The following is a 17,216-nucleotide window of genomic DNA, read 5'->3' as shown; positions in this document are numbered from 1 at the left end:
CCAATAAATGAGTGCCTGAACACTCATAACCCTGAAGGTGGCGCGTGAGAGCCCTCCCCCTGCTTGCCGTCGCCTTCACCCTCACCGTAATTCTCGGGATGACCCTGACCGTGCCTATCGCCAACCATGACGCCTCGCCGCAGATGCACGGCGGCCACTTCACCAACGCCGCCCCCAAGCCGAAGGAAACCGTGACCGGTACGCTCAAACTGCTGTGGGAGTTCCTGTTCGACCGCCCTGCCGGCACCACGCCCCCGCAGGCGCCGCCGGTGCGTGCGATCACCGCCGCCGAACTGGCCCAGGCGCCCGAGCACAGCCTGTACCGCTTGGGCCATTCGACCCTGCTGGTGAAACTGCGCGGCGGCTGGTGGCTGACCGATCCGGTGTTCTCCAAGCGCGCCTCACCGGTGCAGTGGATGGGCCCCAAGCGTTTCCACGCGCCCCCGATCGCGCTGCATGCGCTGCCGCCCATCCGCGGCGTACTGCTCTCGCACGACCATTACGACCACCTCGACCGCGCCACCATCAAGTACCTGGCCACCCGGGCCGACGTGTTCCTCACCCCGCTGGGCGTCGGCGACCGGCTGATCGCCTGGGGCGTACCGCGCGAGCGCGTGCGCCAGCTGGACTGGTGGCAGGAAACCGAGGTGGACGGGGTGCGCTTTGCCGCAACGCCAGCCCAGCATTTCTCCGGTCGCGGCCTGCGCGACCGCGATCGCACGCTGTGGGCGTCCTGGGTGATCCTCGATGACGGACTGCGCCTGTTCTTCAGCGGCGACACCGGCTATTTCGATGGCTTCAAACGCATCGGCGAGCGCTACGGGCCGTTCGATGTCACCTTCATCGAAACCGGCGCCTACGATGCCAAGTGGCCGTTCGTGCACATGCAGCCCGAACAGACCGTGCAGGCCCATCAAGACCTGCGCGGGCGCTGGCTGCTGCCCATCCACAACGGCACCTTCGACCTGGCCCTGCACCAATGGGACGAGCCGTTCGAACGGGTCAGCGCACTGGCCGCACAGCGTTCGATCGCGCTGGCCACGCCGGGCATGGGCGAGCGCCTGGACCTGGATGCACCGCAGCCAGGCACGCCATGGTGGCGCCAGGTAAAGGCCGCGCAGGAGGCACGCCGCACCACGCCGGTGGGCAGCGCGATGTGACCGCGGTGGGTCAGCGCAGGGCCGGCACACCGTCAACGCCGCGCTCGCCTGCGACAGGACGCCCCGTTCTGCGCGCAGCCGGGGTGCATCTGCTACCTTGCCGGCAGCCGTCCGATCCCCCCTGCAATGCCCCTGCCGACCCAACCTGTGTATTTCCTGCCGCTGACCTCCTCAGCAGTTGCTGCGTTCCTTGAAGGTGCGCAGATCCCGGCCACCGCGCTGGAGCGTGCCGGGCTGTTTGCTGCCGCGCTCTGCCAAGGCAAAACCCATCACAGCGCTGTACTGACCCGGCTGATCGAGCAGGCGTGCGGGCTGTTTGCCGCGCATCCGGACGATACCGCCGCGCAGTTCCATGCGCTGGCGCCCCGCCTGCCGACGCGCCTGAACGACTGGCTGGAGGCGCTGGCCCTGCAGGGCGTGGTGCTGGGCCCGGAGGCGGTGGTGCAGCAGTTCTGCCAGCTGTCGCCGGACGACTACCCGGTGGACCCGTTCCAGGCTGCCTGCCGCACCACGCTGGAGCCGCACACGATCCGCTTCTACACCGATGCGGCGGTGGACCCGGACGCCCAGGACGCGACCGGCGGCGACGCCCTGCAGGCGCCCGCCTACGTCGAGCGCACCCACGATTACACCGCCGAACAGGCCCGCGCGCTGCGCGCGATCGTGGCCAACGACGATGAGCACATCGACCTGGACGCCTATGCGGGCGCCGGCAAGACCCACCTGATCCTCCAGCTGCTGGACAGCGCGACCCGGCGCTACACCTACATCGCCCCGCGCCCCAGCCAGGTGCAGGCCTTCCGGCGCCGGCTGAGCGGTGCGCTGCCGGTGGAAATCCTCTCGCAGATCAGCTTCGCCAACCAGGTTGCCGGCAGCGCGTTCCGCCAGGGCATCCTCGGTACCGCCTATCGCCCGACCTTCCAGATCAGCAAGGCCTCTTTCCGCGATATCGCCCAGCGCATCGGCCTGCAGCCGATCGGCAACCAACCGCCGACCAGCGTGCTGCGCGTGGCCTTCGACGGCATCGCGAGCTGGTGCCGCTCGCCGGGCGAACGCCTGGAGCCGCGCCACTTCGTGCGCGCGCTGCCGTGGGCGATGATCGATGCAGGTCCTTACATCGCGGCGGCCGAGCATGTGTGGCGCTGCATGTTCGATCCGGTGCTGCAGAAAGCCACGCTGCTCAGCCTCAACGTCGACCACATCGGCAAATGGCTGGCGCTGCACGGGGCGAAGATCCCGGCCACCTGGGGCACCCTGCTGATCGACGAAGGCCACGACATGAGCCCGGCATGGAAGGCACTGCTGTCCGGCTACGAAGGCTCGGTGATCAGCCTGGGCGATCCCAACCAGCGCCTGGTCGGACGCTCACCGCGCTTTGCCACCGGCATGAAACTGGAGATCGTGCAGTCGGTGCGCCAGGGCCCGATGGTCGAGCAACTGGTGAACGAGACCGTGGCGCTGGATGCCACCGGCTATTTCGACGGGCCATTCGCCGGTTCGCCCGACCAGCCGACACTGGCCAGAACCTACCTCGCATGGGACGAGGTGCCCGGTAGTGGCGCGCGCGTCTACGGCAATCCGTGGCGGCTGCTGGAAGAAGCGCAGCGGCTGGCGGCAGCGGGGGTCACCTTTGGCGTGCATCCGGACACACTGTCCAGCGTGGGCCGCGAGGTGAACCGCGGCGAAGAGGCCTATCGCGAAATGACCTCGCACGGCGGCAGCAGCCAGCGCTGGGAAGCGCTGCTGGCCGAGTGCAACGAACAGGACATGCCGCAGATCCCGCGCATGTTCATGCGTGGCTACAACCGCGACCGCTTCATCGAATTGACCCAGCGCCTGGCCGCCTTCCACGAGGCCCCACTGCAGTTGATGCTGGTCGAGCACGCCAAGAACACCGAGTTCGCGCAGGTGGCGATGTCGATGTGCTGCTTCCGCACCGGCTTCGGCCGTGGCTACGCGCACAACCCGGTGCGCGCGGCGTACACCGCGATGACCCGTGGCACGCAGCAGTTGTGGATGCCGGCCGGCGCGCTGGATGAGCTGGGGCAGAGCATCGCGCGTTACCAGGCCAGCCGTGCGGAGTACCGGCGCAGCAAGGCCATCACGCCGGGGCGGCCGGTCCCTCGGTAAATCCATCCACGCGTGCCGCGGTGTTGGCTACCGCGTGTCGTTACCTCACGTTCGCTACCGCCAGGCCATGCGGCGCCGCCTGCACGGTAGCGCCACGCCCCGCGTGGCTGCCCCCCCTCAAATCCAGCGTTGATCCAGCAATTCGCGCTTGATATACGCGTAGAACACCGGCGCAGCCACCAACCCCGGCAGACCGAACGCTGCCTCCATCACCAGCATCGCCAGCAGCAGCTCCCACGCGCGCGCCTGGATCTCACCGCCGACGATGCGCGCGTTGAGGAAGTACTCCAGCTTGTGGATGACCACCAGGTACAACAGCGCGGCCATCGCCACGTAGAACGACACCGACAGCGCGACGATGGTGATCACCGTGTTGGAGATGATGTTGCCCACCACCGGCAGCAGGCCAGCCAGGAAGGTGATCAGCACCAGCGTCTTGGACAGCGGCACATGCACGCCGAACAGCGGCAGCACCACCAGCAGGAAGATCGCGGTGAACAACGTGTTGAGCAGCGAGATCTTCACCTGCGCAAATACCACCTGGCGGAACGCGGTGGCCAGCCGCGAGGTGCGCCCGATCAGTTCCTGCGCCAGCGGCCCCATCTTCGGCAGCGGCAGTTCGTCGTACAGCGCGATCATCGCGCCCAGCACCATGCCGATCAGCACGCGCACGCTGATCTGCACCACCGACGTGCCGGCGATGCCGAGCTGCTGGCGGTGGGTGGCGGCCCAGTCGTTCACCGCCGTGCGCAGCGCCTGCAGGTCCTCGGGAATGTAGGGCTGCAGCAGCGCCGGCACCTGGTGGCGGGAGGTATTGAGGATGTCCATGAGGCGCATCAGCAGCGCATCGGGTCCGCCGGTTTCGGTGCGGAAGAACGAGGCGATGCCGATCGCGGCCAATGCCAGCACGCCGATGATCAGCGCCGACAGCACGATCACCGAATAGGCACGCGCGCGCCCCGGCGGCAACTTGCCCTCAACGGTGGAGGCCAGCAGATGGGTCAGGTGGAACACCAGCAGCCCCGACAGCAGCGTCACCACCAGGCCCAGCTTCAATGCCAGCCACATCCCCAGCAACATCAGCAGCCAGGCCGCGATGCGGGCGGTGGGGGGCTTGGGCAAGGTGGGGATCACAAGGGACATGGCGGCGCATCCTGGCAGGTGGCCCATGGTAGTGGATGCGGCGCCGGCCGCTGCGGGCAACCTGAAAGTGCTGTTCAAGGAACGGGCGTGCCGGACTGCGGAGGCAGGGCCTGCACCGTGCCGGCGGCCGTCGATGCGCGCGGCGCCGGAAGAGGCGAGCGCGAACCGATTGTAGAGCCACACCATGGGTGGCTGCGGTGCCGATCCAATTCCACGTGCAGCCACCCATGGGGTGGCTCTACCGGTTTGGCCTGCCGTCCCCTACCCCCGGGGCACGGCAGTCGAGCCCCGTACCATCATGCTGAAATCCAGCGTTTGCTGGAGCGGCACATCAATCCGTTCGATGATGGCGAGCAGCAGCTTGACCGAACGCTCGCCGATCTCCCGCATGGGTTGCCGGATGGTCGTCAACGGCGGCGTGAGGTATTGGGAGGACGCCAGGTCGTCGAAGCCGACGATGGACAGGTCCTGCGGTACGCGGATGCCCCTGTCCCGGCAGGCGGCCAGGACGCCCAGCGCCATCTGGTCGCTGAAGCAGAACACCGCGGTCGGCACCGTCGTGCTGGTCAACAGCGCCACCCCGGCTGCATGCCCGGATTCCACCGAGAAGTCACCCGGGACAACGCTCAGGTGACGCAGGCGACCGCGCGCCTTGCCGGCAGCCCGAACTCCTTCCAGTCGCTGCTGGTGCAGGGGATTGTCCGGCGGCCCGCCGACCACGGCGATGCGTTCGTGTCCCAGGCCATACAAGTGGTCCATCACCGCGCGCGCGGCGGCCGCGTTGTCGATGTGGACGCTGGGGATGCCCAGCGCAGGATCGAACTCGCACCCGTTGACCACCGGCGCGGCAATGCCCTGCTGCTGGACGATGTCACGTGCCGTAGGCGGGAGACGATGCCCCAGCACGATCAGGCCGTCGGCCTCGTTGCGCCGGAGCATCTGCGCGTAGCGCTCCTCGCGCTCGGGCAGGTTCTGGGTATCGCCCAGCAGTACAGCGTAGCCAACGGCCTGCGCCGCGTCCTCCGCGCCCTGCAGGATCTGGGCGAAGAACGGGTTGGCGATGTCCGGAACGGTGACCAGGATCTTGCCGCTGCGCTGGGTCTTGAGCGTTCTGGCCACCGTGTTGGGGACATAGCCCAAGGCGGCGGCGGCCCGCTCGATGCGCGCGCGTGTGGCCGGCAGCACTTTCTCCGGTCGGGACAGCGCGCGCGACACCGTGCCGGCCGAGACGCCGACGTGCTTTGCAATGTCGTAGATGGTGGCCATGGCGTTACCTCTTCCTTCCGCTGTGCAGTGCACAACGGGTCTTTCAAATGCCCCTGCTAGGATAATGCAATCGATTGCATCGAGGGCGAATCCTCTTGAAAACGCTCAAGGGTCCAGCGCTGTTCCTGGCGCAGTTCATCGGCGACACACCTCCTTTTGATCGGCTGGACACGCTGGCCGGCTGGGCCGCGGGGCTGGGCTATTCTGGCGTACAAGTACCCACCAGCGCGCCCCACCTGTTCGATCTGGCCGACGCGGCGCGCAGCCAGGCCTACTGCGACGACATCGCCGGCATGCTGGCCGGGCATGGCCTGCAGATCACCGAGCTGTCCACCCACCTGCAAGGGCAGCTGGTCGCGGTCCATCCCGCTTACGACAGCCTGTTCGATGGGTTTGCGCCGCCGGACAAGCGTGGCGATCTGGCTGCCCGCCAGGCCTGGGCGGTGGAGCAGTTGATGCTCGCGGCCAAGGCCAGCGAGCGTCTTGGGCTGGCGGCGCACGCCACCTTCTCCGGCGCGCTGGCCTGGCCCTACTTCTATCCCTGGCCGCAACGCCCGCAGGGGCTGGTGGACGAAGCCTTCGCCGAACTCGGCCGCCGCTGGCGTCCCATCCTGGATGCGTTCGACGCCTGCGGCGTGGACCTGTGCTTCGAGATCCATCCGGGCGAGGACCTGCACGACGGCGCGACCTTCGAGCGCTTCCTCGACGTGGTGGACCATCACCCCCGCGCAAAGATCCTGTACGACCCCAGCCACCTGCTGCTGCAGCAGATGGACTACCTCGGCTTCATCGACCGCTACCACGCGCGCATCGGCATCTTCCACGTGAAGGATGCGGAGTATCGCGCCAGTGCGCGCAGTGGCGTGTATGGCGGTTACCAGGACTGGATCGATCGTCCGGGGCGGTTCCGCTCACTCGGAGATGGCCAGATCGACTTCAAGGCGATCTTCTCCAAATTCGCCCAATACGATTTCTCCGGCTGGGCGGTGCTGGAGTGGGAGTGCTGCCTGAAGCACCCGGAAGACGGCGCGCGCGAGGGCGCCGCCTTCATCCGCGACCACATCATCCACGTGACCGAGCGCGCCTTCGACGACTTTGCCGACAGCGGCACCGATCCTGGATCACTGCGCCGCATGCTGGGGATCTGAGCCATCACTGCCTGGGAGGGCAAGCCATGAGGCAAACGATGTCGCGCTTGGGCGCGATGATGTTTCTGCAGTTCTTCATCTGGGGCGCGTGGTTCGTGACCCTGGGTACGTACCTGGTGCAGGGGCCGTTGCAGGCCAGTGCGAGCCAGGTGGCGACGGCCTTCCTCAGCCAGTCCATCGGCGCCATCGTCGCGCCGTTCCTGGTCGGGCTGATTGCCGACCGCTACTTCGCGGCGCAGCGCATTCTCGCGGTGCTGCACCTGGCCGGCGCGGTGCTGATGTGGCTGGCGTCCACGGCAACCGACTTCCGCATGTTCTTCGCCTGCGTCATGGGCTACATGCTGCTTTTCATGCCGACGCTGGCATTGGCCAACAGCGTGGCGATGCGGCACATGCAATCGCCTGAGAAACAGTTCCCGCTGGTGCGGGTGGCCGGCAGCGTCGGCTGGATCGTGGCGGGCGTGCTGATCGGCTGGCTGGGCTGGGAACAGGCACACCGGCTGGAGCTGACGTTCCAGATGGCCGCGATGGCGTCGCTGGCCCTGGGCCTGTATGCCTTCACCCTGCCGCACACGCCGCCGCTGGCGCAACAGCGCGATGCCGGTCTCGGGCAGATCCTGGGCCTGGATTCGCTGCGGCTGCTGAAGTCGCGCGCCTACCTGATCTTCTTCCTGTCCTCCATCGCCATCTGCGTCCCGCTGGCGTTCTACTACAACTTCACCAATCCGTATCTCAACGATCTGGGCGTACGCAGCGCCGCCGGCCTGCAATCGCTGGGCCAGGTGTCCGAGGTCCTGCTGATGCTGGCCATGCCGTTCCTGTTCGTGCGGCTGGGGGTCAAGACCATGCTGGCGGTGGGCATGGCCGCGTGGGTGGTGCGCTACGTCCTGTTCGCCTTTGGCGATGCGGGCGGCGGCTTCTCCCTGCTGGTGATCGGCATCGTGCTGCATGGCATCTGCTACGACTTCTTTTTCGTCACCGGGCAGATCTACACCGATGCGCATGCCGGCCCTGCCGCGCGCAGCAGCGCGCAGGGCTTCATCACCCTGGCCACTTACGGCGTTGGCATGCTGATCGGCACGTTCCTGTCCGGCGCGGTGGTGGAGCACTACACCACGGCGGCGGGCCCGGACTGGCAAAAGATCTGGCTGTTCCCGGCAGGTGTCGCGCTGGTCGTGTTGGTCGCCTTCCTGCTGCTCTTCCGCGACCGGCCGGTGGTCGCGGTCGCCGCTTCCACCCCCTGAGGACCGCACCCGATGCCCAAGCTTGGAATTGCCATCGTCGGTACCGGCATGATCGGCGCCGTACATCGCCGCGCGGCGCTGCTCGCCGGTGCGGAGATCTGTGGCGTGGCCGCCTCGTCACCGCAACGCGCACGCGACGTGGCGCAGGCGTGGGGTGTTGCGCATGCCTATCGTGACATCGAAGAGGTGGTCGCCGATCCACAGGTGCAGGTGGTGCACGTCTGCACGCCCAACCATCTGCACCGCGCCATGGCGCAGGCGGCACTGGAAGCCGGCAAGCACGTGGTCTGCGAAAAGCCGCTGGCGACGACGCTGGAAGACGCCCAGGCCCTGGCTGCACTGGCCGCCTCGAACGGGCTGGTCGCCACGGTGCCCTTCGTCTACCGCTACCACCCGGTGATCCGCGAAGCGCGCGCACGCATCGCGCAGGGCGAACTGGGACCGCTGCACCTCATCCATGGCAGCTACCTGCAGGACTGGCTGCTGGACCCGGCCAGCAACAACTGGCGCGTGGACCCGGCGCTGGGCGGCGCGTCGCGCGTGTTCGCCGACATCGGCTCGCATTGGTGCGACCTGGTGGAATGGGTCAGCGGCGAGCGTTTCGTCGACGTCAGCGCGGCCTTCGCCACCGTGATCGCCGAGCGCAGCACCGACACCGGGCAGAGCTTCACCACAGCGGCGGCCGGTGGCGCGATGCAGGCGGTTGCGAGCGAGGACGTGGCGGCGGCGATGTTCCGCACTGGCGCCGGCGCATTGGCGTCGTTGACGGTCAGCCAGGTATCGGCCGGGCGCCGTAATCGCCTCTGGTTCGAGATCGACGGTGCCAGGGCCAGCGTGGCATTCAACCAGGAAGACGCCGAGCGGCTGTGGATCGGCCTGCCCGACCAGCGCGAGGAAGTCTTCGTCCGTGGACCGGGCGCCGGCAGTGCCGAGCAACGCCGGCTGTCGGTGTTGCCCGCCGGGCATGCGCAGGGCTACGCCCAGTGTTTCGAGGCGTTTGTCGCCGACACCTATCGCGCCATCGAAGGTGAGCACCCGCAGGGCCTGCCCACCTTCGAAGACGGCGTGCGCTCGGCGCTGATCGTCGACCGCGTCATTGCATCGGCCAGGACACGCGCCTGGACCACCATCGGCTGAATCCCGGGAGACCCTCTTGATGAACACCTCTGTTCGCGGAACTGCAATTCTCGCCCTGCTGCTCGCTGCCCTGCCCGCCTTCGCGCACGACGTCGTCGCCCCGCGAGCGCCCATCGCGGTGCAGATGTACTCGTTGCGCAACGCCGGCTCGCTGGACCAGCAGCTGAAGATCGTCCATGACGCGGGCGTGGGTGCGGTGGAAACGGTGGGCACGCAGGGCGTCAGCGCCGCCGAACTCAAGCAGCTGCTGGACCGGTACGCGATCAAGGCGATTTCGTCGCACGTGCCCCTGGCCGAGCTGCGCAGGGACCTGGCCGGCGTGGTGGCCTTCAACCGGTCGATCGGCAACACCACCCTGGTGGTGCCTTACCTGGACGCGAAAGATCGGCCGAAAGACGCCGCGGGCTGGACCGCACTGGGCCAGGAACTGGGCCGGATCTCCAAACAGGTGCGGGACGAGGGCATGCGCCTGGCCTACCACAATCACGACTTCGAGCTGGTCGACTTCAATGGCAGGACCGGTCTGGACCTGTTGTTCGCCGCCGCCGGGCCTGACCTGCAGACCGAGCTGGATCTTGCCTGGGTGGCGCGCGCCGGCTACGACCCGGCGGTGATGCTGGGCAAGTTCCGCGGCCGGCTGTTCGCAGTGCATGCCAAGGACAATGCGCCCAAAGGCCAGGCCGAAGACGAAGGCGGTTTCGCCGCGGTCGGTCAGGGCATGCTCGACTGGAACGCGATCCTGCCCGCCGCAGCGGATGCCGGCGTGCAGTGGTACATCATCGAGCACGACCAACCCCGTGATCCTGCCAAGGTCATCAAGACCGGTGCCGATTACCTGCGCGAACACCTGACCGTCATCCCGCCCGCCCGCGCACCGCGCTAGCCCGCAAAGGAGCCCTGCTTGAAAACGACCCTGACACTGACGCTGGCCCTTTGGGCGGCAACGCATGCGCCATCGGCGTGGTCCAAGGACGACCCGGCTGCGGGCGCGACGCTGTATGCGGCCCACTGCACGGCCTGCCACGGCGCGGATCGCGCGGGCATGCCCGGCGCATTCCCCGCGCTCACCGACATCGGCAAGCGGATGACGTCTGTGCAGATCAAGGAGAAGATCAGCAAGGGCGGCGGGTTGATGCCGCCCTTCTCCCACTTGTCAAAGCAGGAGATCGATGACATCGCCAGTTTCCTGGCGAAGTAGCAGGCCGGCGTTGGCGCCGGCCCTGCGCCGTCAGAGTTCGCGTACCCAGATGTTGCGGTAGCTGACCTTCGCATCGTGTTCCTGCAGGTAGAGCGGCGCGCACCCATGCGGCGCGTACGACGGTGCGCCGATGTACTCGGTCCTGCCCGAGATGACGGTGTCGTCCTGCACCAGCACGCCGTTGTGCAGCACGGTGATGCGGGCCGGTGAGGTGAGTCCGCCGCCTGCCGAGAATCGCGGCGCCCTCCAGACGATGTCGTAAGCCTGCCACTGCCCCGGCGCGCGCGAGGCATTCACCCGTGGCATGGCCTGCTTGTAGATCGAGCCGGCCTGGCCGTTGGCGTAGGTCGGGTTGTTGTAGCTGTCCAGCACCTGCAGCTCGTACAGTTCCTGCAGGAAGATGCCGCTGTTGCCCCGGTTCTGACCGTCGAATCCTTTCGTGTCAGTGGGCGTGCGCCACTCGACATGCAGCTGGATGTCGCAGAAGCGCTGCCGGGTGCGGATGCCCTTGCTGCCCGGAACCACTGTGAGTGCGCCATCGGCCACGCGCCAAGGTACGCGTCCGCCCTGCTCCGACTCCCAGGCGGAGACACCGGCGCCGTCGAACAGCACGATCGCGTCGGAGGGCGCCCTCCCTGGAGGCGTGGACACGACTGCAGGCACGGGCGTCCACACCTCGGTCTTCGTTGGATCGCGCGCGGGATCGGTCTCGGCCTGTGCAAACACGGAGGCCGTGGCCAGCAGGCCAGCTGCAACGTGGAGAAGCCTGATCAACGTGTTGCGGTTCATCAGCTGGTCCCCCAGGCGGGCGTGCCAGGCACATAGGGCAGGTCGCCGTCGTAGCGGCCCGGTACTGCGACGTAGCGCAGCACCTCGGTCGCGCCGACCTTCGAGGTGAAGAAGCCGAAGATGGCGAGCTGCTTGATCATCGTGAAGTAATGCGGCATCGCTTCTCCTTCCGCGGCGGTGCCGGTCTCGGTCACGTCGCCCGCGTGTTTCCTGGCCTCTGCATCCAGCGCGCGCAGGAGCTCGGTGCGGGACTGCGGCGCAAGCGACGCGAACCGGCCGCCAGCGCGCTTGTCGATATCGGTCAGCCCTGCGCGGAACGTCGCCTGCTGCCGGGGCGTGTAGCAGTCGGCAACGAACCGCGCCATGAACAGACCGGCACCGGCGTCCTTCGCCCCCGGCGTTGCCGTGCGCGGCAGGATGGTCTCGGCGATTTCATCCAACGTGCCCACATCGGCGTCGGAGAAAGGCGTCTTCATCCCTGCGGCGGGCGCCTGTCCCTGGACGAGCGCGGGCAGGCCGACCATGGCCGCGCCGGTGGCGGCGACGATCATCTTCAGGAGTTCGCGGCGATCCATCAGAGGTTCCCCGCTTTCAGTTCGCGCACGGCATGGTCGGCGGCCCGCGCCGTCAGCGCCATGTAGGTCAGCGAAGGATTCACGCAGGCGCTGGAGGTCATGCAGGCACCGTCGGTCACATAGACATTGGGCGCGTCCCAGACCTGGTTGTGCTGGTTGAGCACCGAGTTGCTGCGATCACGCCCCATGCGCGCGGTCCCCATTTCGTGGATGCCTTTGCCCGGCGCGTAGTCGTTGTCGTGCATTTCCACGTCCCTGACACCGGCGGCCTCCAGCATCTCGGCAGCATCGGCGGCCATGTCCTTGCGCATGGCCTTCTCGTTGTCGCGCATGGACACGTCCATCGCCAATATCGGCAGGCCCCACTTGTCCTTGCGCTCGGCGTCCAGGCGGATCGTATTGTCGTGGTGCGGCAGCATTTCGCCGAAGCCGGTCATGCCGATGCGCCAGTCACCGGGAACGGTCAGCGCCTCCTTCAGGTCGGCACCGATGTTGAGCTCGGCGATCTCGCGTGACCACCCGTTACGGCTGGCACCGCCCTGGTAACCGAACCCGCGCAGGTAGCCGCGCTTGTCCGCAGCGACGTTGCGGAAACGCGGAATGTAGAAGCCGCAGGGACGACGGCCGAAGTAGTACTTGTCTTCATACCCGTCGACCCGGCCGGAGGCGCCCGCGCCGAAGTGATGGTCCATCACGTTGTGCCCAAGTTCGCCGGACGAGGAGCCCAGCCCACGGTCCCAGACATCGGTCGCCGAGTTCATCAGCAGCCAGGTCGAATTGAAGGACGACGCATTGAGGAAGATGACCTTGGCCGTGTACTGGTAGGTCTGGCCGGTCTCGGCGTCGATGACTTCCACGCCGCGCGCACGCTTGCGGTCCTTGTCATAGAGCACTTCCTTGACGATCGAAAACGGCCGCAACGTCAGGTTGCCGGTCTTCATGGCCGCCGGCAGCGTCGCCGACTGGGTCGAGAAATAGGCACCAAAGGGACAGCCCAGGATGCACTTGTTGCGGTACTGGCAATTTACCCGGCCCTGTTCGGGCATGGGCTGGGTGATGTTGGCAGTGCGCGAGTGGATCATATGGCGCGTTCCGCCAAAGGCTTTCCGGATCCGCGCGGCCACATCCTTCTCGACGATGTTCAGCGGGATCGGCGGCAGGAACTCGCCATCGGGCAGCACATCCAGCCCCTCCCGGGTACCGGCGATGCCCGCGAACTTCTCCACATGGTCGTACCACGGTGCGATGTCGGCATACCGGATCGGCCAATCGGTGGCGATGCCGTCCTTGAGGTTCGCCTCGAAATCCAGGTCGGAGAAACGATAGCTCTGCCGACCCCACATCAGCGAGCGACCGCCCACGTGATAACCGCGGAACCAGTCGAACCGCTTGGTTTCGATGTACGGCGATTCCTTTTCGTTGGCCCACATTCCCTCGAGGTTCTCGGCAAGCGCGTAGTCGCGCATCAACACCGGGTAGTCGGCCTTCATCGCCTGGGTTGGCCGGTTGCGGTGTGGAAAATCCCACGGCTCCTTCATCGCGTTGACGTAGTCCTTGACGTGCTCGATGTTGCGTCCGCGTTCCAGCATCAGGACCTTGAGGCCTTTCTCGGTCAGTTCCTTTGCCGCCCAACCGCCACTGATGCCGGAGCCAACGACGATCGCGTCGTAGTGATTGTCTGCCATGGGTTCTACTTCACCTTGGTGGATAGCGTTTCAGACGTCGCAGAGGCGGATCGCCTCGCGCAGCGAGCCGACGGGATCCGGCGCCGCAGGCATGAATTCCTGCGCCAGATAGCCATCGAAACCGGTGTCGCGGATCGCGCGACAGATGGCGGGATAGTGGAGCTCCTGTTGATCTCCGATCTCGTGCCGGCCAGGCACGCCTGCGGTGTGGTAGTGCTTGAAGCACGCGTGATGCTTGCCAATGGTGGCGATGATGTCGCCCTCCATGATCTGCATGTGGTAGATGTCGTACAACAGACCAAAATGATCCGAGCCGAGCCGTTGGCACAGCTCCACGCCCCATGCGGTGTGGTCGCACAGGTAGTCGGGATGATCGACCTTGGAGTTCAGCAGTTCCATCACCAGCACGACGCCGCGTTTTTCGGCATGCCCAAGGATGCGTTTGAGCCCTGCCTCGGCATGGGCCATGCCTTTCTGGGGGTCCATGCCGTTGCGGTTGCCGGAAAAGCAGATGAGGTTGCGGTAGCCGGCATCGGCCACCAGGTCGATGTGCCGCAGGTAGCGCGCCACCAGCTGATCGTGGAACTGGCTGCCGGCAAAGCCCTTGTCCAGGCCCAGCTCCGCGCCGTTGCACATGGCGCTGTACACGCCATGTGCCTTCAGCGTGGGCCAGTCCGCCGGCCCCACCAGATCGATGGCGGCGAACCCGATGCCCTTCACCGTCTGGCAGAGCTGGGCAATCGATTGCTGCGGGAACGTCCAGCGGGCGACGGAGTGCTTCAGGTTGCCCTTGAGCGGCGCGGCGGCTGCGAATGCAGGCAAAACGCCCGCAACCCCCAAGCCAACGCTCCCGGCCACCGCCATGCGCAGCGCATGGCGCCGTGTGAGCCCCGGGGCTGGGCCTGGTCCGATCAAATGGATAGGCATCCACTTTCCGGCCTCCCAACCGGTATGACACGCTGACGATTCGGTTTAATGCAATCGATTGCACCATAGAGGAGCGCGTCTTTTTTTTGCAAGACGCAGTGCACTAAAACCCATGCTGCAGAGCACAAAGGCCATGTATGTTTGGCTCGAGCTTGGGGCTTACGTCCGTCTCATCGGGCGCTGGGAGAAGCCGACCAACGGTCGGCTCTACGGGTGTGCGCACGGTCTTCCCGCGCACACAAATCCGGTTTCAAGGTCGCCTGCGTTGCCCGAGCCGTTGATCGATCTGCGTTGCTCCCCGTGAACAGGCGAAGACCCACAAAAAATCCCCGTAAGAACGGGGGTTTTCTTGAAGCTCTGTCGGGACGTACCGGTGCGTTTTGCTTGAAAGGGTTGTGCCTACCAAAAGGGTAAACAACTGCCACCTGCGCTGGCATGCAATGCACCCAGCGCACTACTGCCTCGCGAGTGTCAACAACTTCGCCTACCAGATAAACCTGTTGACATCCTTTCCCCCTATCCACTGGGACCACCCGTAATAGCTGGAAGCCAAATCGCACCCTTCCCGTCTGCTGGCATACGACCCAACGGGACGCGTTCGACGCCACCTTGCCAACTCTGGACGGGACGGTCGGATTGACTCAATCATCTGGATCGTCGTGCAGCGGCCGGAACGTTTTGGGTTTGCTGGGGATTCCGCCTGCCGGCGCGTTTCCTGTTATTCAAGGACCCGACTGCGCTCCGCTTCGGTGCGTGCCAACCTTCCGATCCAGAAACTCCCGGATAACCGGAATGATCTCGTCCGCATGCGTCTCCAGCGCGAAGTGCCCGGTATCGAAAAAGTGGATTTCGGCATCGGGAATGTCGCGCTTCCACGCCTCTGCACCGGCGGGCAGGAAGTACGGATCGTTTCGCCCCCACACGGCAAGCAGCGGCGGCCGATGCGTCCGGAAGTAGGCCTGGAACGCGGGGTAAAGCCGCACATTGGAGGCGTAGTCCAGCAGCAGGTCCAGCTGGATATCCGCGTTGCCGGGCCTGGATACATGCAGCCCCTCAAGGGTGTAGCCATCCGGCGCCACCAGGCTGGGGTCGCGCACGCCTTCCAGGTACTGCCATTTGATCGCAGCGGCCGTGGGGAACTCAGCCAGGGCAGCGCGGTTCTGCGCACTGGGATCGTTCCAGTAGGCGCGGATCGGATCCCACCCCTTCGCCAGGCCGTCCTCGTACGCGTTGCCGTTCTGCGAGATCAGGGCAGTGATCCGCTCTGGATGCGCGCTGGCAAGACGCCATCCCACCGGCGCGCCATAGTCGTGCACCACCAGCGCGTAGCGCTCCAGCTTCAGCTGCTCGGTGAAGCGCTGCAGGGTCGCGGCCAGGGTGTCGAAGGTGTAGTCATACGCGCCACGCGCAGGTGCCTCGGTGTAACCGAAGGAGGGCAGGTCCGGGGCGATGACGTGGTACTTGTCCGACAGCGCCTCGATGACGTCCCGGTACATGTACGACGATGCCGCGAACCCATGCAGCAGGAGCACGGTGGGGCCCGAACGGGGGCCGGCCTCCCGATAGAACACCTTGACCTCGCCCACCTGTTCGTAGCGGTACTGGACCTGGGCGTGCGCGGTAGCGGTGGCGGCGAGCAGGGCAGCCGTCGCGCCGAATCGGGCGAGCGTATTCGAAGGAGTCATTAGCGCTTTATGTAACCACATTGGAGTTGATTTGAAGGTTACGCACGGCAGTGGTAACCTGTCAACAACATTTACAGGGGTTACGAATGATCGACTCAGCTCCATCCCCCGCGCTGTTCGTGGCCAATGATCTGGCGCTCGACTTCATCAACTCGGCTTACGGCCCCAGCACGGCCCCGGTGGACGTGCTTCAGGGCGACCAGGCGGCAATCGACTGGCTGGCCGCGGCGGGCGTCCTGGACGCAGGCGCGGTCCCCATTCCGAAGGGCGTGGCGGCTCTGGCCGCCGCCCTGCGCGACGAAGCACGCGAACTGCTGGCGGCTGCACGGGCAGGTCGCCCGTTCCAGGCACCGGTGGTGAACAAGGTGCTGGAGGCTGGCCGACCGATCGTTCAACTGCAGTCGTCCACTGACGGTGCAGGCCCTTGCGTGGTCGAACGCCGCCGCGATGACAGCGCAGAAAGCCTGCTGGAGCCCATCGCAGTGGCGCTGAGCCGGCTCCTCGCCGGTGGCGACCTGCAGCACGTACGCGAGTGTGAAGCGCATGACTGCACACTGCTGTTCCATGACACGACCAAGTCGCGAAAGCGCCGTTGGTGCAGCATGGCGCTGTGCGGGAACCGGATGAAAGTGGCGGCGTTCCGGTCTCGCAAACTGAATCCCCCCGGGCTCGGTGGAGGCCAGTAGGTTTACGTCAGGCCGCCACCGCGGCGGCTTGACTGGCTAGTTGCCGATAGTAGTTTGCCTCAGCCTCGGCAGGCGGGATATGTCCGATGGGTTCCAGCTGTCACTGATGGTCGTGCGCACGGTCTTGCCTGGCCTCACACCTTGCAATCCAAGGCGGCGCATCAGTCCTTCGACGGTACAACGCGCCACCGCCGTTCCCTCGCGAGCCAGTTGACGCCAGACCTTCACCGCGCCGTGGACTTGCATGTTGGACTGCCAGACACGCTCGATCTGAGGAGCGAGGAGGTCGTCGCTGTGCGCACGCGAACAGCGCTGTTGCGGATCGCGCCGAAGCGCCGCATACCGTCGATACCCAGACGGGAAATCTGCAGGACATTGCAGATCGGCTCGCCCCCGAACGCATCTCGATGCGTATCAAAAAGAGCGGAAGTGCTTCCCGATCT

Annotated in this window: 15 protein-coding genes and 1 pseudogene; 8 read left to right on the top strand and 8 right to left on the bottom strand. The window is 66.1% G+C overall.

Annotated features, from left to right (window positions below):
* The first annotated feature begins 98 nt into the window (after positions 1–98).
* Both NR101_RS16570 and NR101_RS16565 read left to right on the top strand, forming a co-directional pair.
* Entirely contained in the window at positions 99–1,160 is a 1,062-nt protein-coding gene (locus NR101_RS16570) for an MBL fold metallo-hydrolase (protein ID WP_256776411.1), read from the top strand.
* 126 nt (positions 1,161–1,286) lie between these two features.
* Positions 1,287–3,290 (top strand): hypothetical protein, encoded by a 2,004-nt coding sequence (locus tag NR101_RS16565; RefSeq protein ID WP_256776381.1) that lies wholly within the window; start codon positions 1,287–1,289, stop codon positions 3,288–3,290.
* 117 nt (positions 3,291–3,407) lie between these two features.
* On the opposite strand, the gene NR101_RS16560 is transcribed toward NR101_RS16565, so the two are convergent.
* On the bottom strand, positions 3,408–4,433 hold the full coding sequence (locus NR101_RS16560; protein WP_256776382.1) for an AI-2E family transporter: 1,026 nt from the start codon (positions 4,431–4,433) through the stop codon (positions 3,408–3,410).
* Positions 4,434–4,694: 261 nt separating this feature from the next.
* A complete protein-coding gene (locus NR101_RS16555; protein ID WP_256776383.1) occupies positions 4,695–5,699 on the bottom strand; it encodes a LacI family DNA-binding transcriptional regulator in 1,005 nt (334 codons plus the stop codon).
* A 95-nt stretch (positions 5,700–5,794) separates the two neighbouring features.
* Here NR101_RS16555 and NR101_RS16550 point away from each other — a divergent pair, with 95 nt between their 5' ends.
* From NR101_RS16550 to NR101_RS16530, 5 genes are read left to right on the top strand one after another with little or no spacing between them, the layout of a single operon-like run.
* A complete protein-coding gene (locus NR101_RS16550) occupies positions 5,795–6,847 on the top strand; it encodes a sugar phosphate isomerase/epimerase family protein (protein ID WP_256776384.1) in 1,053 nt (350 codons plus the stop codon).
* Positions 6,848–6,873: 26 nt separating this feature from the next.
* Complete coding sequence (locus NR101_RS16545) at positions 6,874–8,091, top strand: nucleoside permease (protein WP_256776385.1); 1,218 nt, start codon at positions 6,874–6,876, stop codon at positions 8,089–8,091.
* 12 nt (positions 8,092–8,103) lie between these two features.
* A complete protein-coding gene (locus NR101_RS16540) occupies positions 8,104–9,228 on the top strand; it encodes a Gfo/Idh/MocA family oxidoreductase (protein WP_256776386.1) in 1,125 nt (374 codons plus the stop codon).
* Between the two features lie 19 nt (positions 9,229–9,247).
* Complete coding sequence (locus NR101_RS16535) at positions 9,248–10,111, top strand: sugar phosphate isomerase/epimerase (protein WP_256776387.1); 864 nt, start codon at positions 9,248–9,250, stop codon at positions 10,109–10,111.
* An 18-nt stretch (positions 10,112–10,129) separates the two neighbouring features.
* Entirely contained in the window at positions 10,130–10,426 is a 297-nt protein-coding gene (locus tag NR101_RS16530) for a cytochrome c (RefSeq protein WP_256776388.1), read from the top strand.
* A gap of 30 nt (positions 10,427–10,456) precedes the next feature.
* Here the strand turns inward: NR101_RS16530 and NR101_RS16525 are convergent, their stop codons facing one another.
* The 5 genes from NR101_RS16525 to NR101_RS16505 form a co-directional block, all read right to left on the bottom strand.
* On the bottom strand, positions 10,457–11,215 hold the full coding sequence (locus NR101_RS16525) for a DUF1080 domain-containing protein (protein WP_256776389.1): 759 nt from the start codon (positions 11,213–11,215) through the stop codon (positions 10,457–10,459).
* Positions 11,215–11,790 (bottom strand): gluconate 2-dehydrogenase subunit 3 family protein, encoded by a 576-nt coding sequence (locus NR101_RS16520; RefSeq protein ID WP_256776390.1) that lies wholly within the window; start codon positions 11,788–11,790, stop codon positions 11,215–11,217. The genes NR101_RS16525 and NR101_RS16520 overlap by 1 nt, the downstream gene beginning before the upstream one ends.
* The gene (locus tag NR101_RS16515) at positions 11,790–13,475 is read right to left on the bottom strand and encodes a GMC family oxidoreductase (RefSeq protein WP_256776391.1); all 1,686 of its coding nucleotides are present in this window, start codon (positions 13,473–13,475) and stop codon (positions 11,790–11,792) included. The genes NR101_RS16520 and NR101_RS16515 overlap by 1 nt, the downstream gene beginning before the upstream one ends.
* 30 nt (positions 13,476–13,505) lie before the next feature.
* Positions 13,506–14,402 carry a TIM barrel protein gene (locus NR101_RS16510; RefSeq protein ID WP_256776392.1) on the bottom strand — a complete coding sequence of 299 codons (897 nt, stop codon included), beginning with the start codon at positions 14,400–14,402 and terminating at the stop codon, positions 13,506–13,508.
* 722 nt (positions 14,403–15,124) lie between these two features.
* A complete protein-coding gene (locus tag NR101_RS16505; RefSeq protein WP_256776393.1) occupies positions 15,125–16,087 on the bottom strand; it encodes an alpha/beta hydrolase in 963 nt (320 codons plus the stop codon).
* Positions 16,088–16,173: 86 nt separating this feature from the next.
* Between NR101_RS16505 and NR101_RS16500 the strand changes: the two genes are divergently transcribed.
* Positions 16,174–16,773 carry a CGNR zinc finger domain-containing protein gene (locus NR101_RS16500; protein ID WP_256776394.1) on the top strand — a complete coding sequence of 200 codons (600 nt, stop codon included), beginning with the start codon at positions 16,174–16,176 and terminating at the stop codon, positions 16,771–16,773.
* 96 nt (positions 16,774–16,869) lie between these two features.
* Here the strand turns inward: NR101_RS16500 and NR101_RS16495 are convergent.
* Positions 16,870–17,189, bottom strand: a pseudogene (locus NR101_RS16495) (IS3 family transposase); the annotation flags it as partial.
* Between the last annotated feature and the right edge of the window lie 27 nt (positions 17,190–17,216).

It is taken from the genome of Stenotrophomonas sp. Ste86, assembly GCF_024519465.1.
GTDB lineage: Bacteria > Pseudomonadota > Gammaproteobacteria > Xanthomonadales > Xanthomonadaceae > Stenotrophomonas.
Note: the sequence above shows the minus strand (reverse complement) of the source record. Positions and strands in the feature narration are given on the sequence as shown.